We start from the raw sequence: 23,747 nt of genomic DNA, 5'->3' as shown, positions 1-23,747 counted from the left end.
GCTTCACTGCTATCTCCAAAGCGCAAACAAAGACCGAAGCTACTGCTTCAGTCCTTAATCTTCTATTAATAACGAATGCTTTCGCGAGTCTTTTCGTATGAACGAACAAAACGTTCTGTAACGCCTGGTTCAACTGCTTCCAAGGCAAATGAGATTTCTTCAAATGATGCTTGATAATCAAAATCTTTTTCAAAAATTGCAAGCGAACGATTGAAGGCTTTTTGAACATTCTCGTCGAATGAACGGTAGCGGTTAGAATACTGAAGCAACTGCTCTGTCAGTGTAGAATACTGAACGATTGAATAGGCGATTTCTTCTAATTTTTCCATATCATAGGTTGCATTCTCCAACAATCGATTGATGATTTCAATATTGATTTTAGAATACTCTAACTCTGCTGCCAAAGCTTCCACCTGATCGCTGGTACGGAAGAAACTTGAAAGGAAATATTCTGGGATACCAGGAAGATTTCGTTTTTCCATAAAGCGTTTAAGGGTGTGCAGCTTATGAATGTAGAGATTTGCTTTGATACGAGCCGATTTTTCTGAATCCTCTTGGGTCTTGAGATAGTCTGCCAAGACTAGCTGCTCTTCTTCAATTTCTTTCAAACTTGCAAGGGCATGTTCCAAGCGCTCCTGAAGAATTGAATAGGCTACCTGAGGATTGTCCAAATCTTCAACACCTTCTGTCACAACAGCATCCAGTGATGTCAAGCGATTTGCCAATTGTTGAATACGAGAAACCTTGCTATCCGCCAAAACGTAGGTAGCTTGAAGAAGGTTAACCTCTTCTGTCAATTTGTCTGAATTGCTGCGGATATGCTCCAAATACTTGGGCAGGGTTTTGCTGATTTTAACTGTCTCTTTGTGAGCATCAATTTCCTTCTGGAATACATCATAGAGATGGTCAATGCGCTCTTGAATGTGGGTATTTTCAGCCTCAGCCACATCCAAATCAAATGACACGATGAGGGCTGAATTTTCACGAATAGCAACACGGATTTCCTGGAAAGTCGACTCAATGTCCGTCTCTGTGAACAGGTAATTCTGTTCAACCAACTTACGGTAACCAGACTCCAAATCTTCTAACTGCTCTGGGAAGTCTACATCCACTTTCTCCACCAAGGCAGGGATTCGATCCATGATTTGATTGAGGGCAATCATGTGCTCCTCTGTCTTGTTCAGAATTTCAGCTGCCTCAAGCGGGTCACCAGAAGAATTGAGCATAACGAATTCTGAAAATTCAACTTCGATATTCTTAACTTGCTTTTCAAGCTCTGGAAGTGTATCGCCGTACTTGCCTGAATTTTTCTGCAGAGTTGCCTGCAATTCTTCAAACATATCCAAGGCGTATTTGACGCGACCAGTATTCTTCTCTTCTTGTTCGGAGAGCTCTGCCAAGCCTTGACGGATTGATGTGATATCTTCTTCAATTAGGTCAATCTGGCTCTCAATGCTGTCAATAGCATTCTTTGTGCTGACAAAGCGGAAAGCATTGTTAAACCCTTCTGCTTCAAAAATATGGTTCTCAATATCTGCAAATGAATTGAGGGAAAGGTCCACCCATTTTTGATTCCACTCGCGGAAGGAAATTTGACTCTGACCAATCAAGTGCAAGGTCTTTACCTGCTCCACTTCATCATTCACAGGCAGGTTAAATAGCTCTTCCTTACGATCCTCCAACTGGAGCAACTTCTGCTCGTTTCTCTTACGGATGATGAGGCAGGCTACATAGGCAACAATTAAAATGACAACAATCGCTATGATTAAATAGATTGTTCCTCTAGACATGTAGTTCTCCTTAGATAGTATAGTTATTTACTAGAATATATCGCCTTATTATACCATATATTGCTAGCTAGTGCACAATTTTTTTCAGTGAATATGTTCTAAATATCCAATGTTGAGTAAACCGCATTTTCCTCGATAAACTCGCGACGGGGTTCAACCTTGTCTCCCATCAACATATCAAAGATTTTATCTGCCTCTGCAGCATCATCTACTGAAACTTGTGCCATAAGACGATTTTCAGGATTCATGGTTGTTTCCCAGAGCTGGTGATCGTCCATTTCTCCCAAACCTTTGTAACGCTGAATGGTTGGCTTGGAACGTCCTGTACTATGTCTTTCTAAGGCTGCCTGGAGTTCTTGTTCTTGATTGGCTCCTGGTTGGATGTATTCCTTAATCTCACTTCCGACCTTGACACCATAGATTGGTGGCTGGGCAATATAGACGTAACCCGCTTCGACAATCGGACGCATGTAACGGTAAAAGAGGGTCAAGAGAAGGGTTCGTATATGAGCTCCGTCGACATCGGCATCGGTCATGATGACCAATTTTTGGTAGCGTGCTTTCTCAACATCAAAATCTGCCCCAAAACCAGTCCCCATAGCTGTAAAGAGACTACGGATCTCTTCGTTGGCCAGGATTTTATCCATGCTAGCCTTTTCCACGTTCAAAATCTTACCACGGATAGGCAGAATGGCCTGGAACTCACGGTCACGACCGGATTTAGCCGAACCACCAGCCGAATCCCCTTCGACGATAAAGAGCTCTGCCTTAGTCGCGTCATTTGACGAACAATCCGCCAATTTACCAGGCAGGTTGGAAATCTCCAAACCTGACTTCTTACGGGTGACTTCACGCGCCCGTTTGGCAGCAATACGAGCCTTGCTGGCCAGAATGCCTTTTTCTACAATTCGACGGGCAATCTGTGGATTTTCCAAAAGAAACTCCGCAAAGGCGTCTGAGAAGAGACGATTGGTGATTTTAACAACTTCGCTGTTGCCCAGCTTGGTCTTGGTCTGACCTTCAAACTGCGGTCCAGGGTGCTTGACAGAGATAACAGCGGTCAGACCCTCACGAACATCCTCACCAGTCAGATTGTCCTCATTTTCCTTGAGGATTTTATTTTTCTTAGCATAGTCATTGATAACACGAGTCAGGGCCGTACGGAAACCTTGCTCATGGGTACCGCCTTCATGGGTATGGATATTGTTGGCAAAGCTGACCACATTTTCGTGGTAGCTGGTCGTGTACTGCATGGCCACTTCCACCGTAATATCATCCATCTCACCATCCGTATAAATCGGCATTTCAAAGATGACATCCTTATTTTCATTGAGATATTCCACGTAGGAGGCAATACCGCCCTCATAGTGGTACTCCTTGGTCTGCTCCTGCCCCTCACGCTTATCGCTGATGGTCAACTGCAAACCACGGTTGAGGAAGGCCAATTCCTGGATACGTTTATTGAGCTTAGCAAAGTCAAACTCGGTCGTTTCCGTGAAGATTTCTGGGTCTGGAATAAAGTGAACGGTAGTACCATTGCGGTCTGTCTCACCAATGACCTTCAAATCATCTACCACTTCACCACGACGGTATTCTTGATAATATACCTGACCATTTTTATAGACATGAACATCCAGCTGGGTAGACAGGGCATTGACGACCGATGAACCTACACCGTGCAAACCACCTGACACCTTGTAGCCGCCACCGCCAAATTTACCACCGGCGTGGAGAACGGTAAAGACTGTCTCAACGGCCGGACGACCTGTTTTTTCCTGAATATCAACCGGGATACCACGGCCATTGTCAACAACCGTAATCGAATTATCCGGCTCAATAAAGACTTCAATCTTGCTGGCAAAGCCTGCCAGTGCCTCGTCAATCGAGTTGTCGACGATTTCCCAAACCAGGTGGTGGAGGCCTTCTTTAGAAGTAGACCCGATATACATACCCGGACGCATGCGAACAGCCTCTAGTCCCTCTAGGACCTGAATTTGACTGGCATCATATTCCTGGGCTTTTTCTTGTAAATCTTTGATTTCTTCTGTCATGTTCATCCCTTATTTTTCTAGTTATACTCAATGAAAATCAATCTAGCCTAGGAAACGACGCCGAAAGTAGAACTCTGTCGTTCTCTCGTTTCAAGGCGACAGGCTGAAAACCTCCCACGAAGCTTTTCACTCACCAAGGCACTTGACGACGGATATTTTTGATTTTCGAAGAGTATTAAAACATTCTAACGAATACCCTTCATTATACCATATTTTAGCGCTAATTCCTACTAAAAGCAGACGATTCCCCTGAGAAGCAGACCCTAACTCTCACCCCAACAATCAAGACACAGAACCCAAGAAAAAAGCCTCTAGACGAATGCTAAAGACTTCAATAGTTTATGGCTATTCTTACAATTCTGTGATATCACCTGTGCGGAGATAGACCATCCACTCACAGATATTTTTCGCGTAATCCCCTACACGCTCCAGGTAGGTCAAGACTTGGAAGTAATCACGTCCGGCAATCAAAGCGTCCGGATTTTTCTTGATTTCTTCAGTGGTCAATTCCTGGATTGTCGCGTAGAAATTATTGATGATTTCATCACGAGCTGCCACTTCGTAGGCTGTTTCGATTTCTGATGCGTTCAAGTAGAGATCCAGAGCCGCTTCTACCAGATTACGGACTTCTTTACCCATCTTCTTGATTTCATCTTCAACAATCTGGATACGAACTTCACCCTTCATGCGGATAGTCGCCTTGGCGATAGAAACAGCATGGTCTCCCATACGCTCCAAGTCGCTGGTTGCCTTCAAGACAGTGATAACACGGCGCAAGTCTGTTGATACAGGCTGTTGCAAGGCAATGATTTCAAGTGACTTTTTCTCAAGTTTGACTTCAAATTCATTGATTTTGCTATCTGCCTCGATGACTTCCTTAGCCAATTCACGGTCATGAGTTGTAAAGGCACGGACTGCATTGTTGATTTGCGCCTGTACTTCGTTCCCCATAGCATAGAATTGATTATGCAATTTTCCTAATTCTTCTTCAAATTGTGCTCTTAACATATATATCTCTTTTCTATATCTAAATGAAGATTAACCGAATTTACCAGTAATATAGTCTTCAGTTTCCTTGTGAGCTGGATTCAAGAACATTTCCTTGGTCTTATTGTACTCAATCAAGTCGCCATCCAAGAAGAAACCAGTACGGTCTGAGATACGGGACGCCTGCTGCATAGAGCGGGTAACCAGAACCATGGTGTACTTTTCTTTCAAGCCATAGAGCGTATCTTCAATCTTACCAGCCGAAATCGGGTCAAGGGCCGAGGTAGGCTCATCCATCAAAATAATCTTAGGACTGGTTGCCAATACACGGGCCACACAAACACGTTGCTGCTGACCACCTGACAAACCCAAGGCCGAGTCATGGAGACGATCCTTGACCTCATCCCAGATAGAAGCACCTTTGAGCGAACGTTCTACTGCCTCATCCAAGACGGCCTTATCCTTGATACCATTGATACGAAGACCATAGACAACATTCTCATAAATGGTCATTGGGAATGGGTTGGGTTGCTGAAAGACCATCCCGATTTCCTTGCGCAAGTCAACAGTATCTGTGCGTGGACTATAAATATTCTTGCCGTTGTAATCAATAGCTCCTGTCAAGGTTACTTCTGGGTTCAAATCGCCCATACGGTTGATAGACCGCAAAAGCGTTGATTTACCAGAACCTGAAGGACCAATCAAGGCTGTAATCTCATTTGGGTAGAAATCAATAGAGACGTTGTTCAAAGCCTTTTTCTTATTGTAGTAAACAGACAAATCTTTTACTTGTAAAATAGGTGTTGTCATGGTGTCTCCTTTCTATCCGAAGTGTCCTGAAACGTAGTCGCTGGTTGACTTGAGTTTGGCATTTTGGAAGACGTTTGATGTCTTATCATACTCAATCAAATCACCCAGGTAGAAGAAGGCTGTATAATCGCTGGCACGGGCTGCTTGTTGCATGTTGTGAGTCACGATGATAATCGTATAATTCTTCTTGAGCTCAAACATGGTTTCTTCCAACTGCATCGTCGCAATTGGGTCCAGGGCTGAAGCTGGCTCATCCATAAGCAAAATCTGTGGTTTTACAGAGATAGCACGCGCGATACAGAGGCGTTGCTGCTGACCACCTGACAAGGTAAAGGCTGACTTGTGCAAATCGTCTTTGACCTGATCCCAGAGCGCCGCTTGCTTGAGTGAGGTTTCAACGATTTCGTCCAAGACTTGCTTGTCCTTGACACCTGCACGCTCATGGGCAAAGGTGATGTTTTTGTAGATGGACTTAGCAAATGGGTTGGGACGTTGGAAAACCATACCGATGTGCTTACGGATTTCGTAAACGTTTATGTTTGGCTTATTAATGTCAATTCCTTCATAGAGGATCTGGCCGGTTACCTTGGCAATATCAATGGTATCATTCATCCGATTGAGACTGCGAAGGTAAGTCGATTTCCCACAACCTGACGGACCAATCAAGGCTGTGATTTTATTTTTCTCGAACTGCATATCAATGCCCTTGATAGCCTCATTTTTACCGTAGTAAACGTGGACATCCTTTGTCGAAAGGGCAATTTTTTCTTCTGGGAAGGTAATGATATGGCGTTCATTCCAGTTATATTCTGCCATTTTTTCTCCTTATAAGTCGACTGCTTATGCTGCAGAAGTCATTTTCGCATGAAGTTTCTTACCGATATAACGGGCAGAAAGGTTGAAAATCAAGATAAATACCAAGAGGATGGCTGCAGAACCTGCAGATACTTGTGTCGCATCAGGAATCGTTCCCTCACTGTTGACCTTCCAGATATGAACCGCTAGGGTTTCTGACTGACGGAAAATCGAAATCGGGCTGGTTACGCTGAGCGGGTTCCAGTTGGACCAATCAAGAGCCGGAGCTGATTGACCTGCAGTATAGATTAGTGCTGCTGCTTCACCGAAGATACGACCGGATGCAAGGACAATACCAGTAACAATACCTGGCAAAGCCTCAGGAATGACCACGTGGAGAACTGTTTCCCAGCGTGACAACCCAAGGGCCAAACCGGCCTCACGTTGTGTATGGTGAACGTGGCGCAGGCTATCCTCAACGTTACGGGTCATCTGTGGCAGATTGAATACAGTCAGGGCCAAGGCACCTGACAAGATAGAGAAACCATATTCAAACTGGACAACGAAAATCAAGTAACCAAACAAACCAACGACTACTGATGGCAGAGAGGACAAGATTTCAATACAGGTACGGATAAAGTTGGTCAACGGACCTTTCTTAGCATATTCCGCTAGGTAGATACCAGCACCAGTTGACAGAGGAACTGAAATCAAAAGTGTTACAACCAAGAGGAAGAAGGAATTGTAGAGTTGGATACCAACACCACCACCTGCTTTGTAGGAAGATGACTTGCTGGTCAAGAAATGCCAGTCTACATGAGGCAAGCCTCTTAATAGGATAAAGAGGATAAGGGCTGTCAAAATAGCGACGATAACTGTGGCGATAGAGTAAAGAATACCAGTCGCCAGTTTATCCATTTTCTTAGCGTGCATAGTTTTTCTTACCCTCTCTCGTAATAAATTTCATAATCATATTGAAGACCAAGCTCATCAAGAGCAGGACAAGGGCCAGTGACCAGAGGACGTTGTTCTGGACCGTTCCCATTACCGTGTTACCTATACCCATGGTCAAGATAGAGGTCAGGGTCGCAGCAGGTGTTGTCAAGGACGTTGGGATAACCGCTGAGTTACCCACCACCATCTGAATAGCCAAGGCCTCACCAAATGCACGGGCCATACCGAAGATAACAGCTGTGAAAATACCTGGTTTAGCTGCGTTCAGAATAACGCGCCAGATAGTCTGCCAACGCGTCGCACCCATGGCCAAACTCGCCTCACGGTAGTGACGAGGAACGGCCTTTAAGCTGTCCACTGTCATAAAGGTTACCGTTGGCAAAATCATGACGAAGAGTACGAATACACCTGACAAGATACCAAAACCTGTCCCACCAAAGATGGAGCGGACAAAGGGTACCACTACCTGCAAACCGATGAAACCATAAACTACTGATGGAATACCGACCAGCAATTCGATAACTGGCTGGAGAACCTTAGCACCACGTTTTGGTGAAATCTCTGTCATAAAGACTGCTGCTCCGATAGCAATCGGCGTTGCAATCACTGCTGACAGGATGGTAACGATAAAGGAACCAGAAATCATTGGTAGGGCACCAAAGGTTTTGGATGCCGGTTCCCACTTGTCACCGAACAAGAAATCTACAATGCTAATGCCATCCACAAAGAAGGTCGAAAGTCCGCGTTGGGCCACGAAAATCAAAATCATGGCAACGATGAAGACAATCAAGCTCAAGCAAAGGAAGGTCAAAATTTGACCAAATTTCTCTAAACGAGAGTTCTTGGAAGGGGTTGACAATTCTTTTTCAAGTTGTTGATTTTTCATTTCTACTCCTTCTCTGTGACCACGCCATCAGCTGTTTTTTCAACCTTCATGGCATTCATCGAAATATAGCCCATGCTGACAACGATACCTTCTTGAACTTCTTCTGAATACATGTAGTCCAAGAATTCCTTGGTTAAACCTTCAGGCTCGCCCTTGGTGTACATGTGCTCGTAAGCCCAGATTGGCCAGTCGTTGGTCGCTACATTTTCAATCGTCGGTTCAAACCCGTTCAATTTAATGGTACGAACTGACTCATCTAGATAGGCAAAGGCCAAATAAGAAATCGCTCCTGGCGTTTGGGCTACAATGGACTTAACCATCCCGTTTGAATCCTGTTCCTGACTTTGAATGGCTTTTTCACCTTGCATGATGATGCCGTCAAAGGTCGCACGAGAACCCGAACTTGCTGCACGGTTGATAATGGAAATTGGAAGGTCTTTACCACCTAGATCCTTCCAGTTGGTAATCTCACCAGTGAAGATTTTACGCAAGTCCTCTGTCGAGATGTCGTCTACTGTCACCTCTTCGTTGACAATGACCGCTAGACCTGCAACTGCTACCTGATGGTCCACCAGCTGGCTGGCATCAATCCCATCCTTCTCCTCAGCAAATACGTCTGAGTTACCAATTTGGACAGCTCCTGACTGAACCTGTGACAAACCAGTACCCGAACCACCACCTTGAACATTGACAGACTTACCGATGTTGACAGAGCCAAATTCATCCGCTGCCGCCTCGACCAGGGGTTGGAGGGCTGTCGACCCTACTGCTGTAATGGATTCTCCACGATCAATCCATGACGAGCAAGCAGAAAGGGCCAAACTAGAAACTAAAAATAAAGCTGCAATACCTAGCTTATGCTTTTTTTTCATGTCGTTTTTTCCTTTACATTTTTCAGTGGAACTCCTCTATTTTATGTATTTTTTACATAGAATTTACAAGATTTTTCCACCATTCCACTATAACATATAACCGTATAAGTTGCAAAAATAATCTGCTTTCATCTCTTAAAAACGAAGGCCTTTGGGAAAGCTGTTTTTCAAGGTCCCATTGACAATTTTTGCAAATCCCAGACCATTGCCAGCAACCGCTACCTGATACCAACCATTAGGCAAATCCTTGGACACTTCAAGAGGCTGACCAGCCACATAGGCGGAGAAATTATCCAAGCTAATGTCCACTCGTTTTTTCACCTCATGGCTATGCAGGGCAAGACCAAGGGCAAAACTTGGCTCAAAACGTTTCTTCTTGAAAACGCCCAGATGAAGACCATTTCGGGCAATCTTAACCTTGGATAAGTCTGGCAGACCGGCAGGCAAGAGATAGAGATTATCGCCAAAGACCTGCAGGAGACCGTCCAACTGAACCCGCAACTGCTGTTCCGCAAACTCCTTCCAGAGCTGGCTTTGTTCCCGGTTGAGATTGGACTTGCCAGACTTGACTTTCTTGCGTCTTCCCTGACCGACATAGCGGAACTTGGCCACAAACTGCCCTTCCCCCTTGAAATGGTGCGGATACATACGAGCTGTCTCAGGATAACCAATACCCTCCACCATTCCATTTATTTTAGGAATATCCACCAACTCTAGATGAAATTCTTCTACTAACCAGGCTACAATTTCTTCGTTTTCCTCAGGCGACCAGGTGCAGGTTGAATAAATCAGTTGTCCCTGGGGAGCCAGCATCTCTATTGCAGACTCCAAGATTTCTCTCTGTAGAGCCGCACACTGGGCCGGGTAGTCTGCCGACCAGTACTGAATGGCATCCAGATCCTTGCGGAACATGCCTTCACCTGAGCAGGGGGCATCCAGAACAATCATATCGAAATAGGAAGGGAAAACCTTTGCCAAACGGTCGGCCGATTCGTTGGTCACGATAATATTTCTGGCACCAAACCGTTCAATATTTTCAGCTAAAATCTTGGAACGCTTGGTCGATATTTCGTTACTGACCAAGAGGCCAGCATTATCCAGATAGGAAAGCAGGTAGGTCGACTTGCCTCCTGGGGCTGCCGCCAAGTCCAGGACTTTCATCCCTTTTGCAGGCGCAGCTACTTGACCGACAATCTGAGCGGCCGGTTCCTGGGAATAGACCAGACCTATCACGTGCTCAGGGGATTTTCCTGAAACCTTGCCATAGTAAGACCAGGGCATGTCCGGAATGGCATCCGCAAATTCCACCTGGGTCTCTTTAAGCGGATTGGTCCGAAACCCTGAAACAGCTGGCTGGTCAAAACTCTCAAAAAATGCTTGGGCTTCTGGTCCAAGCAATTCACTATATTTCTCAATAAAATCTTGTGGTAAATTCATGATGTCAGATACCTTTTTACTTCTTCAACATTGGCGTCGGCCACCAAGAGAACATACTCCCGTCCCTGGTAAAGTGGCTGGTCATTTTCCAAACTCAGGAGACTGAACCCAAGGGCCTGACCAAGTATGGCTGCTGCCGCATAATCCCAGGGATAAATATAGGAGGCATAGGCCAGAAGACGCCCCTTCAATACCTGTGAAAAGCCAATTCCAGCACTTCCTACCGATCGCGTCCCCAGGGTTTGCTGGGCCAAATCCCGCAAACCATAGGCATTTTCTGCATAAATCTTAGCATTGAGCCCCAGCAAACTGTAGGCAAAATCCTTCTTCTGGGGAGCAGGCAAGAGTTGGTCATTGAGCTTAACAGGATAGTTAGCACCACCATGCAAAATCTCATCATTCATGAGGTCGTAAATGATCGCAAAAATCCCTTTTCCTTCTTCAAAATAAGCCAGCATAATGGCAAAGTCCGCCTTCTGCGCGATAAAATTCGTGGTCCCGTCAATAGGGTCGATGACCCAGACATGACCAGTATCAATGCTGGAAACATCGCCACCTTCTTCACCCAAGATATGGTCGTCAGAATAATGCGATAAAATAGCCTGACTGAGACGCTCCTGGATAGCCATATCCACATGGGTTACCAAGTCCTGGGGATTAGTCTTTGCAGTGATTTCCAACTGGTCGTCCAGATGTTCCAGGAGAAAGTCCCCGGCTTCCTTGACAATCGTCAGGGCAAACTGGTATTTAGCGTCCAAGTCTGACCACCCCCTTCTGCCTTTCTTGGGCAGCCTTGACTACACGGTAGCTAGAGTAGCCAGAAACATCCTCAAAATCACGGTCAATTTGCTTTTCTTGGGCCTTACTGGGAACCACTTCCTTGAAGGTACGGTAGGCTGTCAAAACCTGTCCTGCATCAGCTCCCTTTTCATAGGCCAGCTCCACCTGATTCAAAAAAGAAAGCACGGAGGAAATCTCCTCTGTGCTCCACGAAAAATCAAGTGGATATGAATAATTTTTGTTCATATCAATTTATCCTATTTCTGCTCGCAATGTAGCATTTTTTAATTCTTGTTTACGGTATTTTCTAGGAAGGAAAGCACGGATTTCATCTTCGTTAAACCCTATCTGCATCCGCTTTTCATCCAAGATAATGGGACGACGCAAGAGACTCGGATGGGTTTCTATTAATTGAATCAATTGACCAATGGACAGGTCATCGACATCCACATTCAACTTTTGAAAAACCTTAGAACGTGTTGAAATGAGGTCGTCCGTTCCATTTTCTGTCAAGGCTAAAATTTGCTTAAGCTCGACAGCAGTCAGCGGACTGGTCATAATATTGTGCTCAATAAAAGGGACTTCATGATTGGTCAACCATGCACGCGCCTTGCGACAACTAGTACAGCTTGGCGATAAAAACAAGGTAATCATCTGTTTCAGCTCCCTTCTACATTCCTAATCACTTATATTATATCGCAACTTTAGAACGTTTTCAAGGTTATTCCTGGATTTATTCCTCTTTCTTAATCAAAATGTCGATTTTTTTCTCCAGCTCCTGAATCTTCAGACCTTGTTCCTCGATTTTAGCAAGGAGAATATCCATCTTGGTATCGCGCTCATTGTCGGTAAAAAAGCGGGTAATGGTCGAGGTCACCATACCGAAGGTGCAGATGCCAACCAACATCAGGAGGATGGCCATAATTTTTGAAACAGTATCCGTAGGAACAATATCCCCGTAACCAACCGTTGTCATGGTCACAATAGACCACCAGAGGGCATCAAAGAAGGACTTCTTCTCTATGATAGACAGGACCCCACTGGCCACTAGGACAGCTGATACATTGAGCATCAGAACCTTGGACAGGCTATTGGTATGGAGGAGCTTATTGAGCGTGTCCCAGAAACGATTGGACAGGGCAAAAATGCGGGCAACCTTGACCAGGCGAAAAAGCCGCGCCAGCCGACCAATCTGCAGGAAACGAAAGACCGAATCGAAGGGAATAATGGCAATCAATTCCAAGATATGGTCCTGTATGTATTGCAGATTATCTTCTGCATAATAAAGCTGAACGAAATAGTCCACTACAAAAATGAACCAGAGGCACCAATCCAAGGTCTGAAAGCCAGAATTATACACAAGGCTGGTGTCCAGCAGTTCCAAAACAATCAAAAAAACGTAGGCCAGGGCCAGATAGGTCATGACCTTTTCATAAATAGGGTGTTGGACCCATTTTTTAATCATGCTGCCCCCAGTTGAGTGAATAGGCTTCATCACTCTTCATCTGCTCCATCAGAGCCTCAATGCCATCAAACTTAATCATGTCACGGATTTTTTCCAGCCAGAAAATAGTCATGCTTTCTCCGTAGATAAAGTCTTCAAAGTCAAAAATATGGGCCTCAATCCGCAGTTCAGTCCCATCAAAGGTAACATTTTTCCCTACGCTGGTCATGGCTCGGTAACATCGGCCACCGACCTCTACATCTGCTACATAAACACCGTCCGACGGCAGATGAACTCTGTCGTAAGGAGCCAGATTAGCGGTAGGATAGCCAATGGCTCGACCTCTAGCATCCCCATGAACAACCAGGCCTTGAGTCGTAAAGGTGTGACCCAACAATTGATTAGCAAGGGTGACATTCCCTTCTTTAATAGCTTGGCGAATGCGGGTGGAAGAAATTTTTTCACCGCCCATGGTCACTGCCTCCACAACCTCAACCCGACCATCAAACAGTTCTGCCAAAGCCGCAACATCTGCTCTGCAATTGCCAAAATGATAGTCGAAACCTGCCACCAAGACCTGAGCCTTGAGCCCCTTGATGTAGCGTTCTACAAATTGCTCCGGCTGATTGCTGGCAAATTCACTGGTAAAGGGCGTCAAAAATAGCCGGTCTACACCATGGTCTGCCAAGAGCTGGTAGCGTTGCTCCGGGCTGGTCAAATGAAGGAGTAAGTCCGGCGAGAAGCGGGCAAAAGCCAACTTTGGTGACTCAGGAAAGGTCAAAACCGTCACGGTCAACCCCTCTTGATCCGCAATTTTTCTGGCCCGCTGCAAGAGTGCCTGGTGGCCCAGGTGAATCCCATCAAAATAACCCAAAACCAGCACCGTAGGCTCCTGCTGGTTCAAATCCCTGTAATCATTTATCTCTATAATTTCCATAACAGTTTATTTTATCATATTTTTGGACGAAAACTAGGCAAAAACCTTGCTTGGTTTGTAGAGTTCGTCTCGTTTTTCAAAAACAGCAATCAACTTGTCCTCATATAAGCCAGCTACTCGGTCTGCACTGGCATCCAATTGGAGAAAACGGCCAAAGCCAGCATCTGCCACCTGCTCTTCATTCAAGGTCACAATCGGCAGGTCACCAATGCCTTGCTCAATAGGGCGAAGGAAGGAGAAATCATCTCTAGCAACCAAGGCCGCTATTTCCTCCAAGGTCAGGGCATCATCCAGGTACATGCCTGCTGAACCAGTCCGCTCCAATTTGGACATGTGGCTGGCATAACCTAGCTTGGCACCCAGGTCCACAGACAAGGTCCGAACATAGGTTCCCTTGCCGCATTTGACACGGAACGTAAATCTGGCACAGCTGTCTGACAGCTGAATAGGGCTAGTGCGTTCAAAGCTGTAAATGTCCACCTGGCGTTGGGGACGCTCTACCTGCTCTCCTGCTCGTGCATATTCATAGAGCTTGCGGCCATTGACCTTGACAGCTGAGTACATAGGCGGAATCTGGGTAATCCGACCGACAAAGCTAGCCATAGCCTCATCCACTGCCTGCTCTGCTATTTCCAAAACAGGCGTCGTCTCTAAAGTTTCCCCGGACACATCTTCTGTCGTAGTCGAGTAGCCAATGGTAATCTCTCCCTCGTAGACCTTGCCCTCCTCCTGCATGAACTCAATCATGCGAGTAGCCTTGCCAACCGCAATGGGTAGAACACCTGTCACATCTGGGTCCAGGGTCCCGCCATGGCCAATTTTCTTTTCCTGTAGGATTTTGCGGAGCTTGAAAACCGCATCATGACTGGTCATGCCAGCCTCTTTTTTCAAATTGATAATTCCTGAGATCATAGATTTAATTATACCATAAAAGGACCGCTCTTGTGAGCAAGTCCTCGCTTACTTTCTAAGAAGCTGTATTTACAAGTAAATGTCATTTAGAAAATTTCCTTAGTTAAAGGTGTTGAACCGTAAATACAGGTTCATAAATTCCTGACTAGCCAATCATCCCTAGCAGATACTGCAAGAGGAGGGAGATACAGGTAATGCTAATCCAGCAGCTGGCTCCCAGCAGAATGGCTCTTCCACCTGTCCTGAGCAGATGAAGCAGGTCTGTCTTGAGTCCAATCGCTGCCATGGCCATGGTGATGAAGAACTTAGACAAATCCTTGATGGGCGCAAAAATTGCTTGAGAATAGCCCAGACCAGTCCAAATCGTCGTAAAAAGACTGGCCCCAAGGAAAAAGAGGATAAAGGTTGGAAAGACCGTTTTGAGCGAGAAATCTGACTGGCTGGACCGAGCTTTTTTGGCTTGCAGAATGGCCAGAAAAAGAGTAACCGGTATGATGGCCAGAGTTCGTGTCAATTTGACTGTTACACCTGTATCTAGGGTCTGATTTCCCAGCTGGTAAAGATTATCCCAGGTGCTTGCTGCCGCTGTGACAGAGGAAGTATCATTGATGGCAGTTCCTACAAACAAGCCAAATTCTTGACCCGATTGGGTGGAAAATCCCAGGATTTGTCCTAAACTGGGAAATAGCAGTGCTGCCAAGAGATTAAAGAAAAAAATCACCGAGATGGCTTGGGCAACCTCTTCATCCTTGGCCTTGATAACAGGCGCTGTTGCTGCAATGGCAGAACCCCCACAAATCGAAGAACCAACTCCGACCAAGATTGCAATCGGCGCTTCAATCGCAAAATACTTGTGCCCAAGATAGGCCACTAGCAGGGCTGTTGAAATCGTCGCAATGATAACAGGCAAGGACTGCTTGCCAGTCTCCCAGATGACACCCAGATTGAGACCAAACCCTAGTAGAATAACCGCATATTGCAATATTTTTTTAGATGTAAAGGCCAATCCAGCATCCAAAACATAGCTATCCTTGATAAAAAATGCTAAGACCAGTCCTATTATCAAGGAAAAGACTGCTCCACCAACCAGCGGAAATTGACTTCCCAGCCACTGACTAGCCAAGGCAATAATGGCACAAACACCGATACCAGCTGCTTTTCTCCTAAATTCCATCCTAACCTCCCCCAAAGGAAACTTTTCAATCATTATACTCTTTTTCTGTAAAAAATGCCTGGGAGGGATGATAAACATCTCAGGCCCATTAGAAAAGACCCGCACAAGTGTACTGACCCCCAAAAGTTGGACAAATAATTATTGAAAGGATTTAGTTCTGTATTGGACAGGACTAAGTCCTTTTAATTTTGCTTTGATGCGTTTGTTGTTGTAGTAAAAAATATAGTCTGTAATGGCTTGCTCAAGCTCATCAAGCGACTGGTAAGATGTCTCAAATCCATAGAACATCTCTGATTTGAGTATCCCAAAGAAGGATTCCATCATGCCATTATCTGGACTATTTCCCTTGCGGGACATGGACGGACGAATGCCTTTGGTTTCCAAAAAGTAATGGTAAGATTGGTGCTGGTATTGCCAACCTTGATCGCTGTGAAGAATAGTCCCACTGTATAAATCTGCTGGAAAAGCCTTCGCAAGCATGGTTTGAACCTGTTTCAAGTCAGGTGACCGAGACAAGGTAAAATCAATAATCTCACTATTATAGCCATCAAGAACAGGTGATAAGTAAAGTTTACCCTCCGGCAAAGCAAACTCCGTCACATCGGTATAACACTTTTCATAAGGCTTAGAGCCTTCAAACTGACGTTTAATCAGATTATCAGCCTTCTTACCAACCTCACCTTTGTAAGAAGCATACTTGCGTTTACGACGAATACGAGCGGTCAAGCCCAACTCTTTCATCAAGCGCTGCACCTTCTTGTGGTTGATGATGAAACCACGATTTCGTAATTCTAAATGAATCCGACGATAGCCATAATTACCTTTATGGTAATCATAAATGGCTTGAATTTCAGCCTTAATTGCTTTGTTCTTGTCGGGTTTATCCAGTTGCTTGACTTGATAATAGTAAGTTGAGCGAGGCATTTTAGCTGTCGCAAGTAGGAGGTCTAGTCGGAATCCTCCTTGGACCATATCTCTAATTGTTTCTGCTGTTCGCGCACGAGTGTTTCGTCCCTCAAGCGAAGTTCTCTCAACTTTTTTAGGAAGGCCACCTCAGTTCGAAGACGTTCATTTTCCTCTTGAAGGCGCTCTAATTCCGTCATCTCTTCCCAGGTTTTCTTGCGTTTACGTCCCATCTTGCTCGGTCTCCCTCTTGGTTTTTCAAGAATAGTATACCCGTTTTTCTTGTATTGTGCTATCCAATTGGGAAGCATTCCTCGATTTGAAAGAGCATAATCAAGGGAAACTGAGAGTTGAGAACACCCATGAATCAAGACCTTATCCATTATTTCTTGCTTTAGTTCAGGTGAATAATACCTATTTTTACCTTTTTTAACGATTTCCACGCCATATCGATCCATGAGATTTATCATGTAGGTGAGATTGGCAATAGTGACCTTGTATATCTGGCTAAGGTTGACCCACGACACGCCACTCTTTCTCAGCTCATATATTTCTAGTTTATCTTCATAACTTAATTTCATAAGAAAAACACCCCAATCGTTAGATTTTGTGTCTAACTTTTGGGGTGCAGTTCAAAGCAGGTCTTAAATTTTAGAGGGGCAGTTAATCTAGATCGGCGACTTGGTAGTCACTCTCAATATAGAAAGTCGATGTCAAGGTTTCATGACCGTCGTTGACAAGGATTTCCACACAGTTGGTGTCAACCAAGACCAGCAAGTCTGTCGCTTGAACAGTAACTGCTCGACGAACAGTTGGCCATTCCTCTTCACCAGCTTGCTGGATCTTTAGGTGGCTACGGTCAATATAGACTTCTTGACTTTCCTTGTCATAACCAAATTGCAGGTAATCTTGGTCGCTTCCAAGTTTTAGTTCCAAACTGTCTTCCAGTTTCAGAGAAAGCTTGCTTGGACCTTGGATGCTTTGTCCAATTTCAATATCCTTGAAGGCTTCCAAGACACTTGTTGGCAGAACTTGGTGCAATCCGTTTTCAGTCTTCTTGAGAATGCGTGGAAGGGTCATCTGACCGTACCACTTATGGCCTAGGTCATTGGTCACCAACTTGCGACCCCAGGTGTGCATCCAGGCTACCATGACACGTTCGCCTTCTGGACCTTGGGTAGTCTGAGCTGCGTAGAAGTCATGTCCGTGGTCAATTTCTTTAAAGGAATCTGCCACAAAAATCTTCTTATCCCAGTCCACATGACCTGTCACAAAGATGTTGGAGTTGATATTGATAAAGTCATTCCCATCTTTTTGGTAACGCATTGGAGAGATAATCAGGTACTCTTGACCGTCCACTTCAAAGTAGTCAGGACATTCCCAGACAAAGCCTTGGTTGGCCTCACCTTTCAAGAAGATAGACTCAAATTTCCAATCCGTCAGGTTGGGAGAGCTGAGTAAGACGATACAGCCGACATTGTCCTTGTGCTTGGTTGCGACAACAGAGTAGTAGTGACCATCTTTCTCAAAAATCTTCGGATCGCGGAAGTCATTGGCAATCACTTCTTCTGGCAGTCCATCTGCGGTTGCGACTGGATTCTGCTCGATTTTTTCAAAGTGAATACCGTCAGTCGAGAAAGCCATGTTCTGAACTTGACTAACTGTCCCGTCTTCATTGACGATGTGACCTGTGTACATGAGCCAGAGGACATCATCTTTGACAATAGCAGAGCCCGAGAAACAGCCGTCTTTATCGTAAGCTTTATCAGGAGCTAGGGCAACTGGAAGCTGTTCCCAGTTGACCAAGTCCTTACTTTTCGCATGACCCCAGTGCATCGGTCCCCAAACACTTTCGTAAGGGTTGAATTGGTAGAACAAATGGTATTCTCCACGAAAGTAGATAAATCCATTGGGGTCGTTCATCCAGCCTGTTTCTGGTGTTAAATGGGCTTGCGGTTTGAAAATCGGATTGACCTTTCCTTTTTCTGTCTGAATAAATTGATTGGCTTCTACTACTGTTTTCACAGGCAGCCTCCTTTTGATTACTGATTTTCTTTGTACTGATCGTAGTATTTTTGCTTGATAGCTAACCAGTCAGAAAGACCATAGCTTTCCAATTCTTTCAAGTAGCTATCCCATTCTTCTTCGACACCGCCGTTAACAATCCATTCTGCACGTTTGCGGTAGATGAAGTCGTTCATGTCTGCTTCAACTTGAGCAATCTTATCTAAATCTTCTTGTTCCATGAAGACACGAGGGTAGATGTCATCGTTGGTCACATAGTCAAGATAGGTTGCGTGCATCAAATCCAAACGCCATTTGGCATCGTCTGGCATGGTTGTTACTGTACCATAGTATTCATCAAGAATAGCAAGCGGTCCACCTACTTCTGTCTTCTGACGCAATTCACCCGGTGCAGTACCATTCAACGGCAAGTGTTTCAAGCTATTTGTCGCTGCATCGTATTCGAAGATGTTTTGTTGGGTTTCATCACCATAGGTACCCCAGTTGTTTTGGACAGACTGGATTGGTTTGTATTGGGCATCGATCCATTTTGCGGTCAATTCCAAGTTTTTGTTAGCTGAGGTAATGACCATGCGGTCACGCTGGAAGCCCATACCGTTTGTACGTGTGATGTGTTTGGTTCCGTCAGGACCTGCCAACACAGGCAAGATGTCATAAGTATCGTTCATCCCTGTAATGTTCGCTTTATCCCAAGTGAAGTAAACACCGTAGAGATTTTCACTACCTTTAGCAAGATAAGTATTCCAGTCATGCTCGAAGGCTTCTGGGTCAATGAGGCCTTTTTCTTGAAGGGTACGCATAAATTCAACACCTTCTTTGTAGTTTTCATTGTCCGCTGTAAAGTCAACGGTACCATCATTGTTTACGACGATATGTTCATCGTTATCACCGACGCCAAAGGCACCAAAGAGAATCTTGAAGTCTTCGCCGCCGTTACCGTTGACAAAGGACATCGGAATTTCATCCGCCTTGCCGTTGCCGTTTGGATCCTGTGTCTTAAAGGCTTCCAAGACCTTGATCAAGTCATCTGTTGTTTTTGGCATGTCAAGTCCAAGCTTGTCCAACCATTCCTTGTTAATCCAAGCAATATCGCTGACAGTATGGATAGACTCCTTGCCTTCACCTAGCTCTTCAATCCATGGGAATGAGTAGATATGACCGTCTGGTGCTGTAATCATGGAGCGGTACTCTGGATTTTCATCCAAAATTTTCTTGAGGTTTGGCATATGCTCATCAATCAAGTCTTCAACTGGTACGATGACTCCTTGTTTTGCCCAGTTCATCAATTCCACATCAGAAGCCCCATCATTATGGATAGCGTCTGGCAAATCACCTGAAGCAATGTCCAAGTTCCGCTTTTCACCAAAGTCAGACTGATAGTTGGTCCATTCGATATGAACGCCTGTTTCTTCCTCAAGACGTTGGAAAATCAACTTATCATTCGGATCAGCTGGAGCTAGAGGGGAGCTAGCTGTCATGAACTTAAGCGTAACTGATTTTTCAAGCGGGAATTGAACATCTTTCAATTCATAATCAGGGCTTGATGCAGTATTTTTTGAACCACAAGCAGCCAATAAAACGGTACTTGCTAGAAGCGTAACAACTGTTTTTCCAAATGTGTGTTTCATCAGAAACAACCTCCTGTTTTGTTTTCTATAAAAATTTTGAACAATTTTAACCTTTTAATGAACCAGCCATGATACCCTTGTCAAAGTATTTCTGGAAGAATGGATACATGACAATGAGTGGCAAACTTGAGATGACAATGGTTGCATATTTAATCATTTCTGCAATCCGTTTCATTTCATTCATGGCAGCCTGAGCACCAATCATGTCCTTAGCAGGCTCGCTTTGAATGAGGATTTTACGAAGTACTAGTTGGAGTGGCTCCAAGTCTGGATCCTTAATGTAAATCATGGCATCAAAGTAAGAATTCCATTGACCGACAAAGGCATAGAGGAAAAGCACAAACATGATTGGTTTAGCTAGTGGAATCATGATTTTCCAGAAAATCTGAAATTCATTGGCACCGTCCATAACGGCTGCTTCTACCAACTCATCTGGCAAGCCTTGGAAATAGGTCCGTGCCAAGATGATATTCCAAACATTGACTGCACCAGGGATAATGATGGCCCAGACGGTGTTCAACATTCCCAAATCTTTAACCAAGAGATAGGTCGGAACAAGCCCACCACCGAAGAACATGGTGAAGACTAGGAAGGCATTAATCCATTTTTTCCCAACCAAATCCTTTTTTGAAAGAGGATAAGCAGTCATGACCGAAATGGCTACAGTCACAAAGGCAAAGGAGAAGGAATAAAAGAGGGAGTTGAAGAATCCACGTAGGATAGACTTGTCTGAAAATACCCGTTGGTAACCTTCTACTGTCCAGTCCTTTGGATCAAAGCTAATGCCCTTGCTGACCAAGGCCTGCGGATCCATAAAGGAAGCGACTAAGATATAGACCATAGGCACAACTGTTATGAGAACAAGAAATGCTAGCAAGATTTTATTGACAATCAGCATTCGCTTGTCAAATTTTGTGTACATTTGCGTATTCATACGAACCTCCTATAAGCCTTGTCCATCGTTGATTCGTTGAACGAATTTGTTCACTGCAATCAGGAGAATAATATTGATCAAGGCATTGAACAAGCCAACCGCTGTTGAGTAAGAGTAGTCCCCGGACACCAAACCGATTTTATAGACATAGGTTGAAATGATTTCAGAACTGGTCAGGTTGAGAGAAGTCTGCATCAAGAACGCTTTTTCATACCCAACATTCATAATCCCACCGGCAGCAAGTATAAACTGAATGACCATAACTGGTTTTAGGGCTGGTAAGTCAATATGCCAAATACGTTGGAAGATATTGGCACCGTCTAGTTTCGCTGCTTCAATCAAGGCTGGATCGACATTGACCAAGGTTGCTGTGTAAAGCGTTGAGGCCCAACCCATTCCCTGCCATATACCACTGAGAATATAGAGAGGTCTGAAGTAATCAGGATTCGTCAGGAAGTTGGCTTCTAACCCAAACATACCTAGGATTGAATTGACCGGTCCTCCTACTGAGAAGAAGAGGAAAATCATACCGACGATGACCACGACTGAGATAAAGTTTGGAGCGTAGAGCACCAACTGAATCCGTTTTTTAGCCTTATCGCTCAATAATTGATTGAGCATGATGGCCAAAATAATGGGTGGGAGAAATCCTAGGAGCAGGCCGTAGACACTCAATTTCAAGGTGTTGGCAAGCAAGGTACCAAAGTTTGGAGAAGAGAGAAACTTGGTAAACTCTTCAAACCCAATCCACTCACTGCCAAGTACGCCTTTTAAAGGATTGTAGTCTTTAAAGGCGATCAGCACTCCGTACATGGGAATGTAACGGAAGATGAAAGTCAAGACCAAGCCCGGTAGTAACATCAGTAACAAGAGCTTCTGTTGCTTGATTCTATCCAATAGACTAGCTTGTTGCAGTTTTGATGTTTTCATAAGAACTCCTTTTTGAAACGTTTCAAAATTTTCTGTTTTAGAAAGAGGATGAACTCCTCAATTTTTTGAAACGTTTCATTTTTCTTGTAAAAATAAAACCAACTGTTTATTGATGATTTTATTCTAACATTGTAACCGTTTTCTGTCAACTACCTTTTTAAAAATTTTTTGTCGTTTTTCCTTCTAGGTAAGAAATTGGTAATGTAACTTGGAGAGGGCGCTCCCTTTTCTCAATAATGTCGACTAAACAGGCAACTGCTTCTTGAGCCATTCTTTCTAACGGCTGACGAATGGTCGATAGGAACATCGGACGATCTCTTGCGATTTGGATACCATCATAGCCAATGACCTGGACATCTTCAGGAATTCGTTTACCCAGTTTCTCCAAAACTTCTACCGTTTCCAAAGCTACAAAGTCATTGATGGTGAAAATGGCATCAATTTGCGGGTTGGCAATCAAAAATTTCTCTACTTCTCCAACAAAATCATTATAGGGTTCTTCCAAATCGAGAACATGGCAGGGATAGCCAGCTTCTGTGATTCGTTTTTCAAAATAAATTCTGCGTTTTTTGGTTTCGTTGATGGTTTTATTGTGCCCACCGATAAAGGCAAAATGGCGGCCACCTTTTGCTATCAAGGTGTCCGCTGCTAATTCTGCACCAGCTTGGTTGTCCGAGCTGACACAGGCAATAGCCATGTTTTCATAGGTGCGATCGATACTGACAAAGGGGATATTGGACGATAGATAATCGTCAATCGGGCTATAGGTGATGGCGATAATGCCGTCCACTTTATTTTGTTGCAGCATAGTCAGATAATCCAGTTCCCTTTTTGGACCAGAAATATTGCAAAGGAGCAACTTGTAATTTTTCTTACTCAGCTCCACTTCGACATGATAGGCAAACTCTCCAAAAAAAGGATGCCAAACAGTCGGAATAATCAAGGCGATGGTTTCGGTCTTGTTCTTCTTCATGCCACGGGCATAGACATCTGGAATGTAATTCAATTCCTTAATGGCTGCATTGACTTTTTCAAGAGTAGCTTCCTTAATGCCTGGCTCATTGTTGATTACTCTTGAAACTGTTCCAACGCTAACACCGGCAAGCCGTGCAACATCTTTCATAGTAATTGATTTTTGTTTTTCCACAAACGGCTCCTTTCCAAAATGTTTTTTGAAACGTTTCAATATTTGATACTAGGATATCATTGATAGCGTTTTCTGTCAAGAAAAAATAAAATAGACCAGCTGAGCCAGTCCATTGAGTTTAACAAAGTCTAATTATTTCTTTTTCTTTCTTTTCAAATAATCAAATAAATCCAACAAACAATAAGGAATAAGATAAACAAAATAAGCTAGAAAGAACCATCTTGAATCAAGATCGCTAAAATACAAAACAACCAAAACTAGAAGAGATAATACTAAATAGAAATTCTTATTTTTAAATAGTTTGCTCATTGTTATTTACCCCTAAAGTCCGTGAAATGTTTATAGCCTTTT

The 23,747-nt window shown here is 44.2% G+C and carries 22 protein-coding genes; all 22 read right to left on the bottom strand.

What is annotated here, in order from left to right:
- Window positions 1–65 precede the first annotated feature (65 nt).
- Window positions 66–1,790 (bottom strand): septation ring formation regulator EzrA, encoded by a 1,725-nt coding sequence (ezrA, locus tag AB1F57_RS04235; RefSeq protein ID WP_167785553.1) that lies wholly within the window; start codon window positions 1,788–1,790, stop codon window positions 66–68.
- Between the two features lie 98 nt (window positions 1,791–1,888).
- Window positions 1,889–3,841 (bottom strand): DNA topoisomerase (ATP-hydrolyzing) subunit B, encoded by a 1,953-nt coding sequence (gyrB, locus tag AB1F57_RS04230; protein ID WP_367986331.1) that lies wholly within the window; start codon window positions 3,839–3,841, stop codon window positions 1,889–1,891.
- Window positions 3,842–4,192: 351 nt separating this feature from the next.
- Window positions 4,193–4,849, bottom strand: coding sequence for a phosphate signaling complex protein PhoU (gene phoU / locus AB1F57_RS04225; RefSeq protein ID WP_105137174.1), 657 nt, complete (start codon window positions 4,847–4,849; stop codon window positions 4,193–4,195).
- A 30-nt stretch (window positions 4,850–4,879) separates the two neighbouring features.
- Window positions 4,880–5,638: a phosphate ABC transporter ATP-binding protein PstB gene (pstB, locus tag AB1F57_RS04220; protein WP_105137173.1), complete on the bottom strand. Its 759-nt coding sequence runs from the start codon at window positions 5,636–5,638 to the stop codon at window positions 4,880–4,882.
- Window positions 5,639–5,650: 12 nt separating this feature from the next.
- Window positions 5,651–6,454 (bottom strand): phosphate ABC transporter ATP-binding protein PstB, encoded by an 804-nt coding sequence (gene pstB / locus AB1F57_RS04215; RefSeq protein ID WP_170238925.1) that lies wholly within the window; start codon window positions 6,452–6,454, stop codon window positions 5,651–5,653.
- A gap of 24 nt (window positions 6,455–6,478) precedes the next feature.
- Window positions 6,479–7,366, bottom strand: coding sequence for a phosphate ABC transporter permease PstA (pstA, locus tag AB1F57_RS04210; protein WP_174852922.1), 888 nt, complete (start codon window positions 7,364–7,366; stop codon window positions 6,479–6,481).
- On the bottom strand, window positions 7,356–8,273 hold the full coding sequence (pstC, locus tag AB1F57_RS04205; protein WP_105137171.1) for a phosphate ABC transporter permease subunit PstC: 918 nt from the start codon (window positions 8,271–8,273) through the stop codon (window positions 7,356–7,358). Before pstC ends, pstA begins: the two co-directional genes overlap by 11 nt.
- 2 nt (window positions 8,274–8,275) lie before the next feature.
- Entirely contained in the window at window positions 8,276–9,145 is an 870-nt protein-coding gene (locus tag AB1F57_RS04200) for a phosphate ABC transporter substrate-binding protein PstS family protein (RefSeq protein WP_367986126.1), read from the bottom strand.
- 135 nt (window positions 9,146–9,280) lie between these two features.
- Complete coding sequence (locus AB1F57_RS04195; RefSeq protein ID WP_367986124.1) at window positions 9,281–10,582, bottom strand: RsmF rRNA methyltransferase first C-terminal domain-containing protein; 1,302 nt, start codon at window positions 10,580–10,582, stop codon at window positions 9,281–9,283.
- On the bottom strand, window positions 10,579–11,340 hold the full coding sequence (locus AB1F57_RS04190; protein ID WP_367986122.1) for an inositol monophosphatase family protein: 762 nt from the start codon (window positions 11,338–11,340) through the stop codon (window positions 10,579–10,581). Before AB1F57_RS04190 ends, AB1F57_RS04195 begins: the two co-directional genes overlap by 4 nt.
- The gene (locus AB1F57_RS04185; protein WP_167785548.1) at window positions 11,330–11,608 is read right to left on the bottom strand and encodes a UPF0223 family protein; all 279 of its coding nucleotides are present in this window, start codon (window positions 11,606–11,608) and stop codon (window positions 11,330–11,332) included. Before AB1F57_RS04185 ends, AB1F57_RS04190 begins: the two co-directional genes overlap by 11 nt.
- A gap of 6 nt (window positions 11,609–11,614) precedes the next feature.
- Window positions 11,615–12,016, bottom strand: a complete 402-nt coding sequence (locus AB1F57_RS04180) for a Spx/MgsR family RNA polymerase-binding regulatory protein (protein WP_105137167.1) — start codon at window positions 12,014–12,016, stop codon at window positions 11,615–11,617.
- Window positions 12,017–12,095: 79 nt separating this feature from the next.
- Window positions 12,096–12,827: a potassium channel family protein gene (locus AB1F57_RS04175; RefSeq protein WP_105137166.1), complete on the bottom strand. Its 732-nt coding sequence runs from the start codon at window positions 12,825–12,827 to the stop codon at window positions 12,096–12,098.
- Window positions 12,820–13,743 carry a bifunctional riboflavin kinase/FAD synthetase gene (locus AB1F57_RS04170; protein ID WP_167785547.1) on the bottom strand — a complete coding sequence of 308 codons (924 nt, stop codon included), beginning with the start codon at window positions 13,741–13,743 and terminating at the stop codon, window positions 12,820–12,822. Before AB1F57_RS04170 ends, AB1F57_RS04175 begins: the two co-directional genes overlap by 8 nt.
- A gap of 33 nt (window positions 13,744–13,776) precedes the next feature.
- Entirely contained in the window at window positions 13,777–14,652 is an 876-nt protein-coding gene (gene truB / locus AB1F57_RS04165; protein ID WP_167785566.1) for a tRNA pseudouridine(55) synthase TruB, read from the bottom strand.
- Between the two features lie 148 nt (window positions 14,653–14,800).
- The gene (locus AB1F57_RS04160; protein ID WP_105137189.1) at window positions 14,801–15,829 is read right to left on the bottom strand and encodes a YeiH family protein; all 1,029 of its coding nucleotides are present in this window, start codon (window positions 15,827–15,829) and stop codon (window positions 14,801–14,803) included.
- A gap of 138 nt (window positions 15,830–15,967) precedes the next feature.
- Window positions 15,968–17,313 (bottom strand): IS3 family transposase gene (locus tag AB1F57_RS04155; protein ID WP_367985732.1). Its coding sequence is split into 2 segments (ribosomal slippage): window positions 15,968–16,872 and window positions 16,872–17,313, totalling 1,347 coding nucleotides; the frame shifts between segments, so codons are not numbered across the junction.
- An 82-nt stretch (window positions 17,314–17,395) separates the two neighbouring features.
- Window positions 17,396–18,757 carry a glycoside hydrolase family 32 protein gene (locus AB1F57_RS04150; protein WP_367986120.1) on the bottom strand — a complete coding sequence of 454 codons (1,362 nt, stop codon included), beginning with the start codon at window positions 18,755–18,757 and terminating at the stop codon, window positions 17,396–17,398.
- A 17-nt stretch (window positions 18,758–18,774) separates the two neighbouring features.
- A complete protein-coding gene (locus tag AB1F57_RS04145; protein ID WP_105123227.1) occupies window positions 18,775–20,385 on the bottom strand; it encodes an ABC transporter substrate-binding protein in 1,611 nt (536 codons plus the stop codon).
- 46 nt (window positions 20,386–20,431) lie between these two features.
- Window positions 20,432–21,319 carry a carbohydrate ABC transporter permease gene (locus AB1F57_RS04140; RefSeq protein ID WP_023369721.1) on the bottom strand — a complete coding sequence of 296 codons (888 nt, stop codon included), beginning with the start codon at window positions 21,317–21,319 and terminating at the stop codon, window positions 20,432–20,434.
- Window positions 21,320–21,328: 9 nt separating this feature from the next.
- On the bottom strand, window positions 21,329–22,249 hold the full coding sequence (locus AB1F57_RS04135) for a sugar ABC transporter permease (protein ID WP_105123226.1): 921 nt from the start codon (window positions 22,247–22,249) through the stop codon (window positions 21,329–21,331).
- 157 nt (window positions 22,250–22,406) lie between these two features.
- Window positions 22,407–23,396 carry a LacI family DNA-binding transcriptional regulator gene (locus AB1F57_RS04130; RefSeq protein WP_367986119.1) on the bottom strand — a complete coding sequence of 330 codons (990 nt, stop codon included), beginning with the start codon at window positions 23,394–23,396 and terminating at the stop codon, window positions 22,407–22,409.
- Window positions 23,397–23,747: the final 351 nt, after the last annotated feature.

This window comes from Streptococcus nasisuis (assembly GCF_040836615.1).
Lineage (GTDB): Bacteria > Bacillota > Bacilli > Lactobacillales > Streptococcaceae > Streptococcus > Streptococcus suis_V.
This window is presented reverse-complemented; position numbering and strand designations above follow the sequence as displayed.

Coding starts and splice junctions, on each gene's coding strand:
- ezrA (WP_167785553.1), bottom strand. CDS start 1,790: ATGTCTAGAGGAACAATCTATTTAATCATAGCGATTGTTGTCATTTTA.
- gyrB (WP_367986331.1), bottom strand. CDS start 3,841: ATGACAGAAGAAATCAAAGATTTACAAGAAAAAGCCCAGGAATATGAT.
- phoU (WP_105137174.1), bottom strand. CDS start 4,849: ATGTTAAGAGCACAATTTGAAGAAGAATTAGGAAAATTGCATAATCAA.
- pstB (WP_105137173.1), bottom strand. CDS start 5,638: ATGACAACACCTATTTTACAAGTAAAAGATTTGTCTGTTTACTACAAT.
- pstB (WP_170238925.1), bottom strand. CDS start 6,454: ATGGCAGAATATAACTGGAATGAACGCCATATCATTACCTTCCCAGAA.
- pstA (WP_174852922.1), bottom strand. CDS start 7,366: ATGCACGCTAAGAAAATGGATAAACTGGCGACTGGTATTCTTTACTCT.
- pstC (WP_105137171.1), bottom strand. CDS start 8,273: ATGAAAAATCAACAACTTGAAAAAGAATTGTCAACCCCTTCCAAGAAC.
- AB1F57_RS04200 (WP_367986126.1), bottom strand. CDS start 9,145: ATGAAAAAAAAGCATAAGCTAGGTATTGCAGCTTTATTTTTAGTTTCT.
- AB1F57_RS04195 (WP_367986124.1), bottom strand. CDS start 10,582: ATGAATTTACCACAAGATTTTATTGAGAAATATAGTGAATTGCTTGGA.
- AB1F57_RS04185 (WP_167785548.1), bottom strand. CDS start 11,608: ATGAACAAAAATTATTCATATCCACTTGATTTTTCGTGGAGCACAGAG.
- AB1F57_RS04180 (WP_105137167.1), bottom strand. CDS start 12,016: ATGATTACCTTGTTTTTATCGCCAAGCTGTACTAGTTGTCGCAAGGCG.
- AB1F57_RS04175 (WP_105137166.1), bottom strand. CDS start 12,827: ATGATTAAAAAATGGGTCCAACACCCTATTTATGAAAAGGTCATGACC.
- AB1F57_RS04170 (WP_167785547.1), bottom strand. CDS start 13,743: ATGGAAATTATAGAGATAAATGATTACAGGGATTTGAACCAGCAGGAG.
- AB1F57_RS04160 (WP_105137189.1), bottom strand. CDS start 15,829: ATGGAATTTAGGAGAAAAGCAGCTGGTATCGGTGTTTGTGCCATTATT.
- AB1F57_RS04145 (WP_105123227.1), bottom strand. CDS start 20,385: ATGAAACACACATTTGGAAAAACAGTTGTTACGCTTCTAGCAAGTACC.
- AB1F57_RS04140 (WP_023369721.1), bottom strand. CDS start 21,319: ATGAATACGCAAATGTACACAAAATTTGACAAGCGAATGCTGATTGTC.
- AB1F57_RS04135 (WP_105123226.1), bottom strand. CDS start 22,249: ATGAAAACATCAAAACTGCAACAAGCTAGTCTATTGGATAGAATCAAG.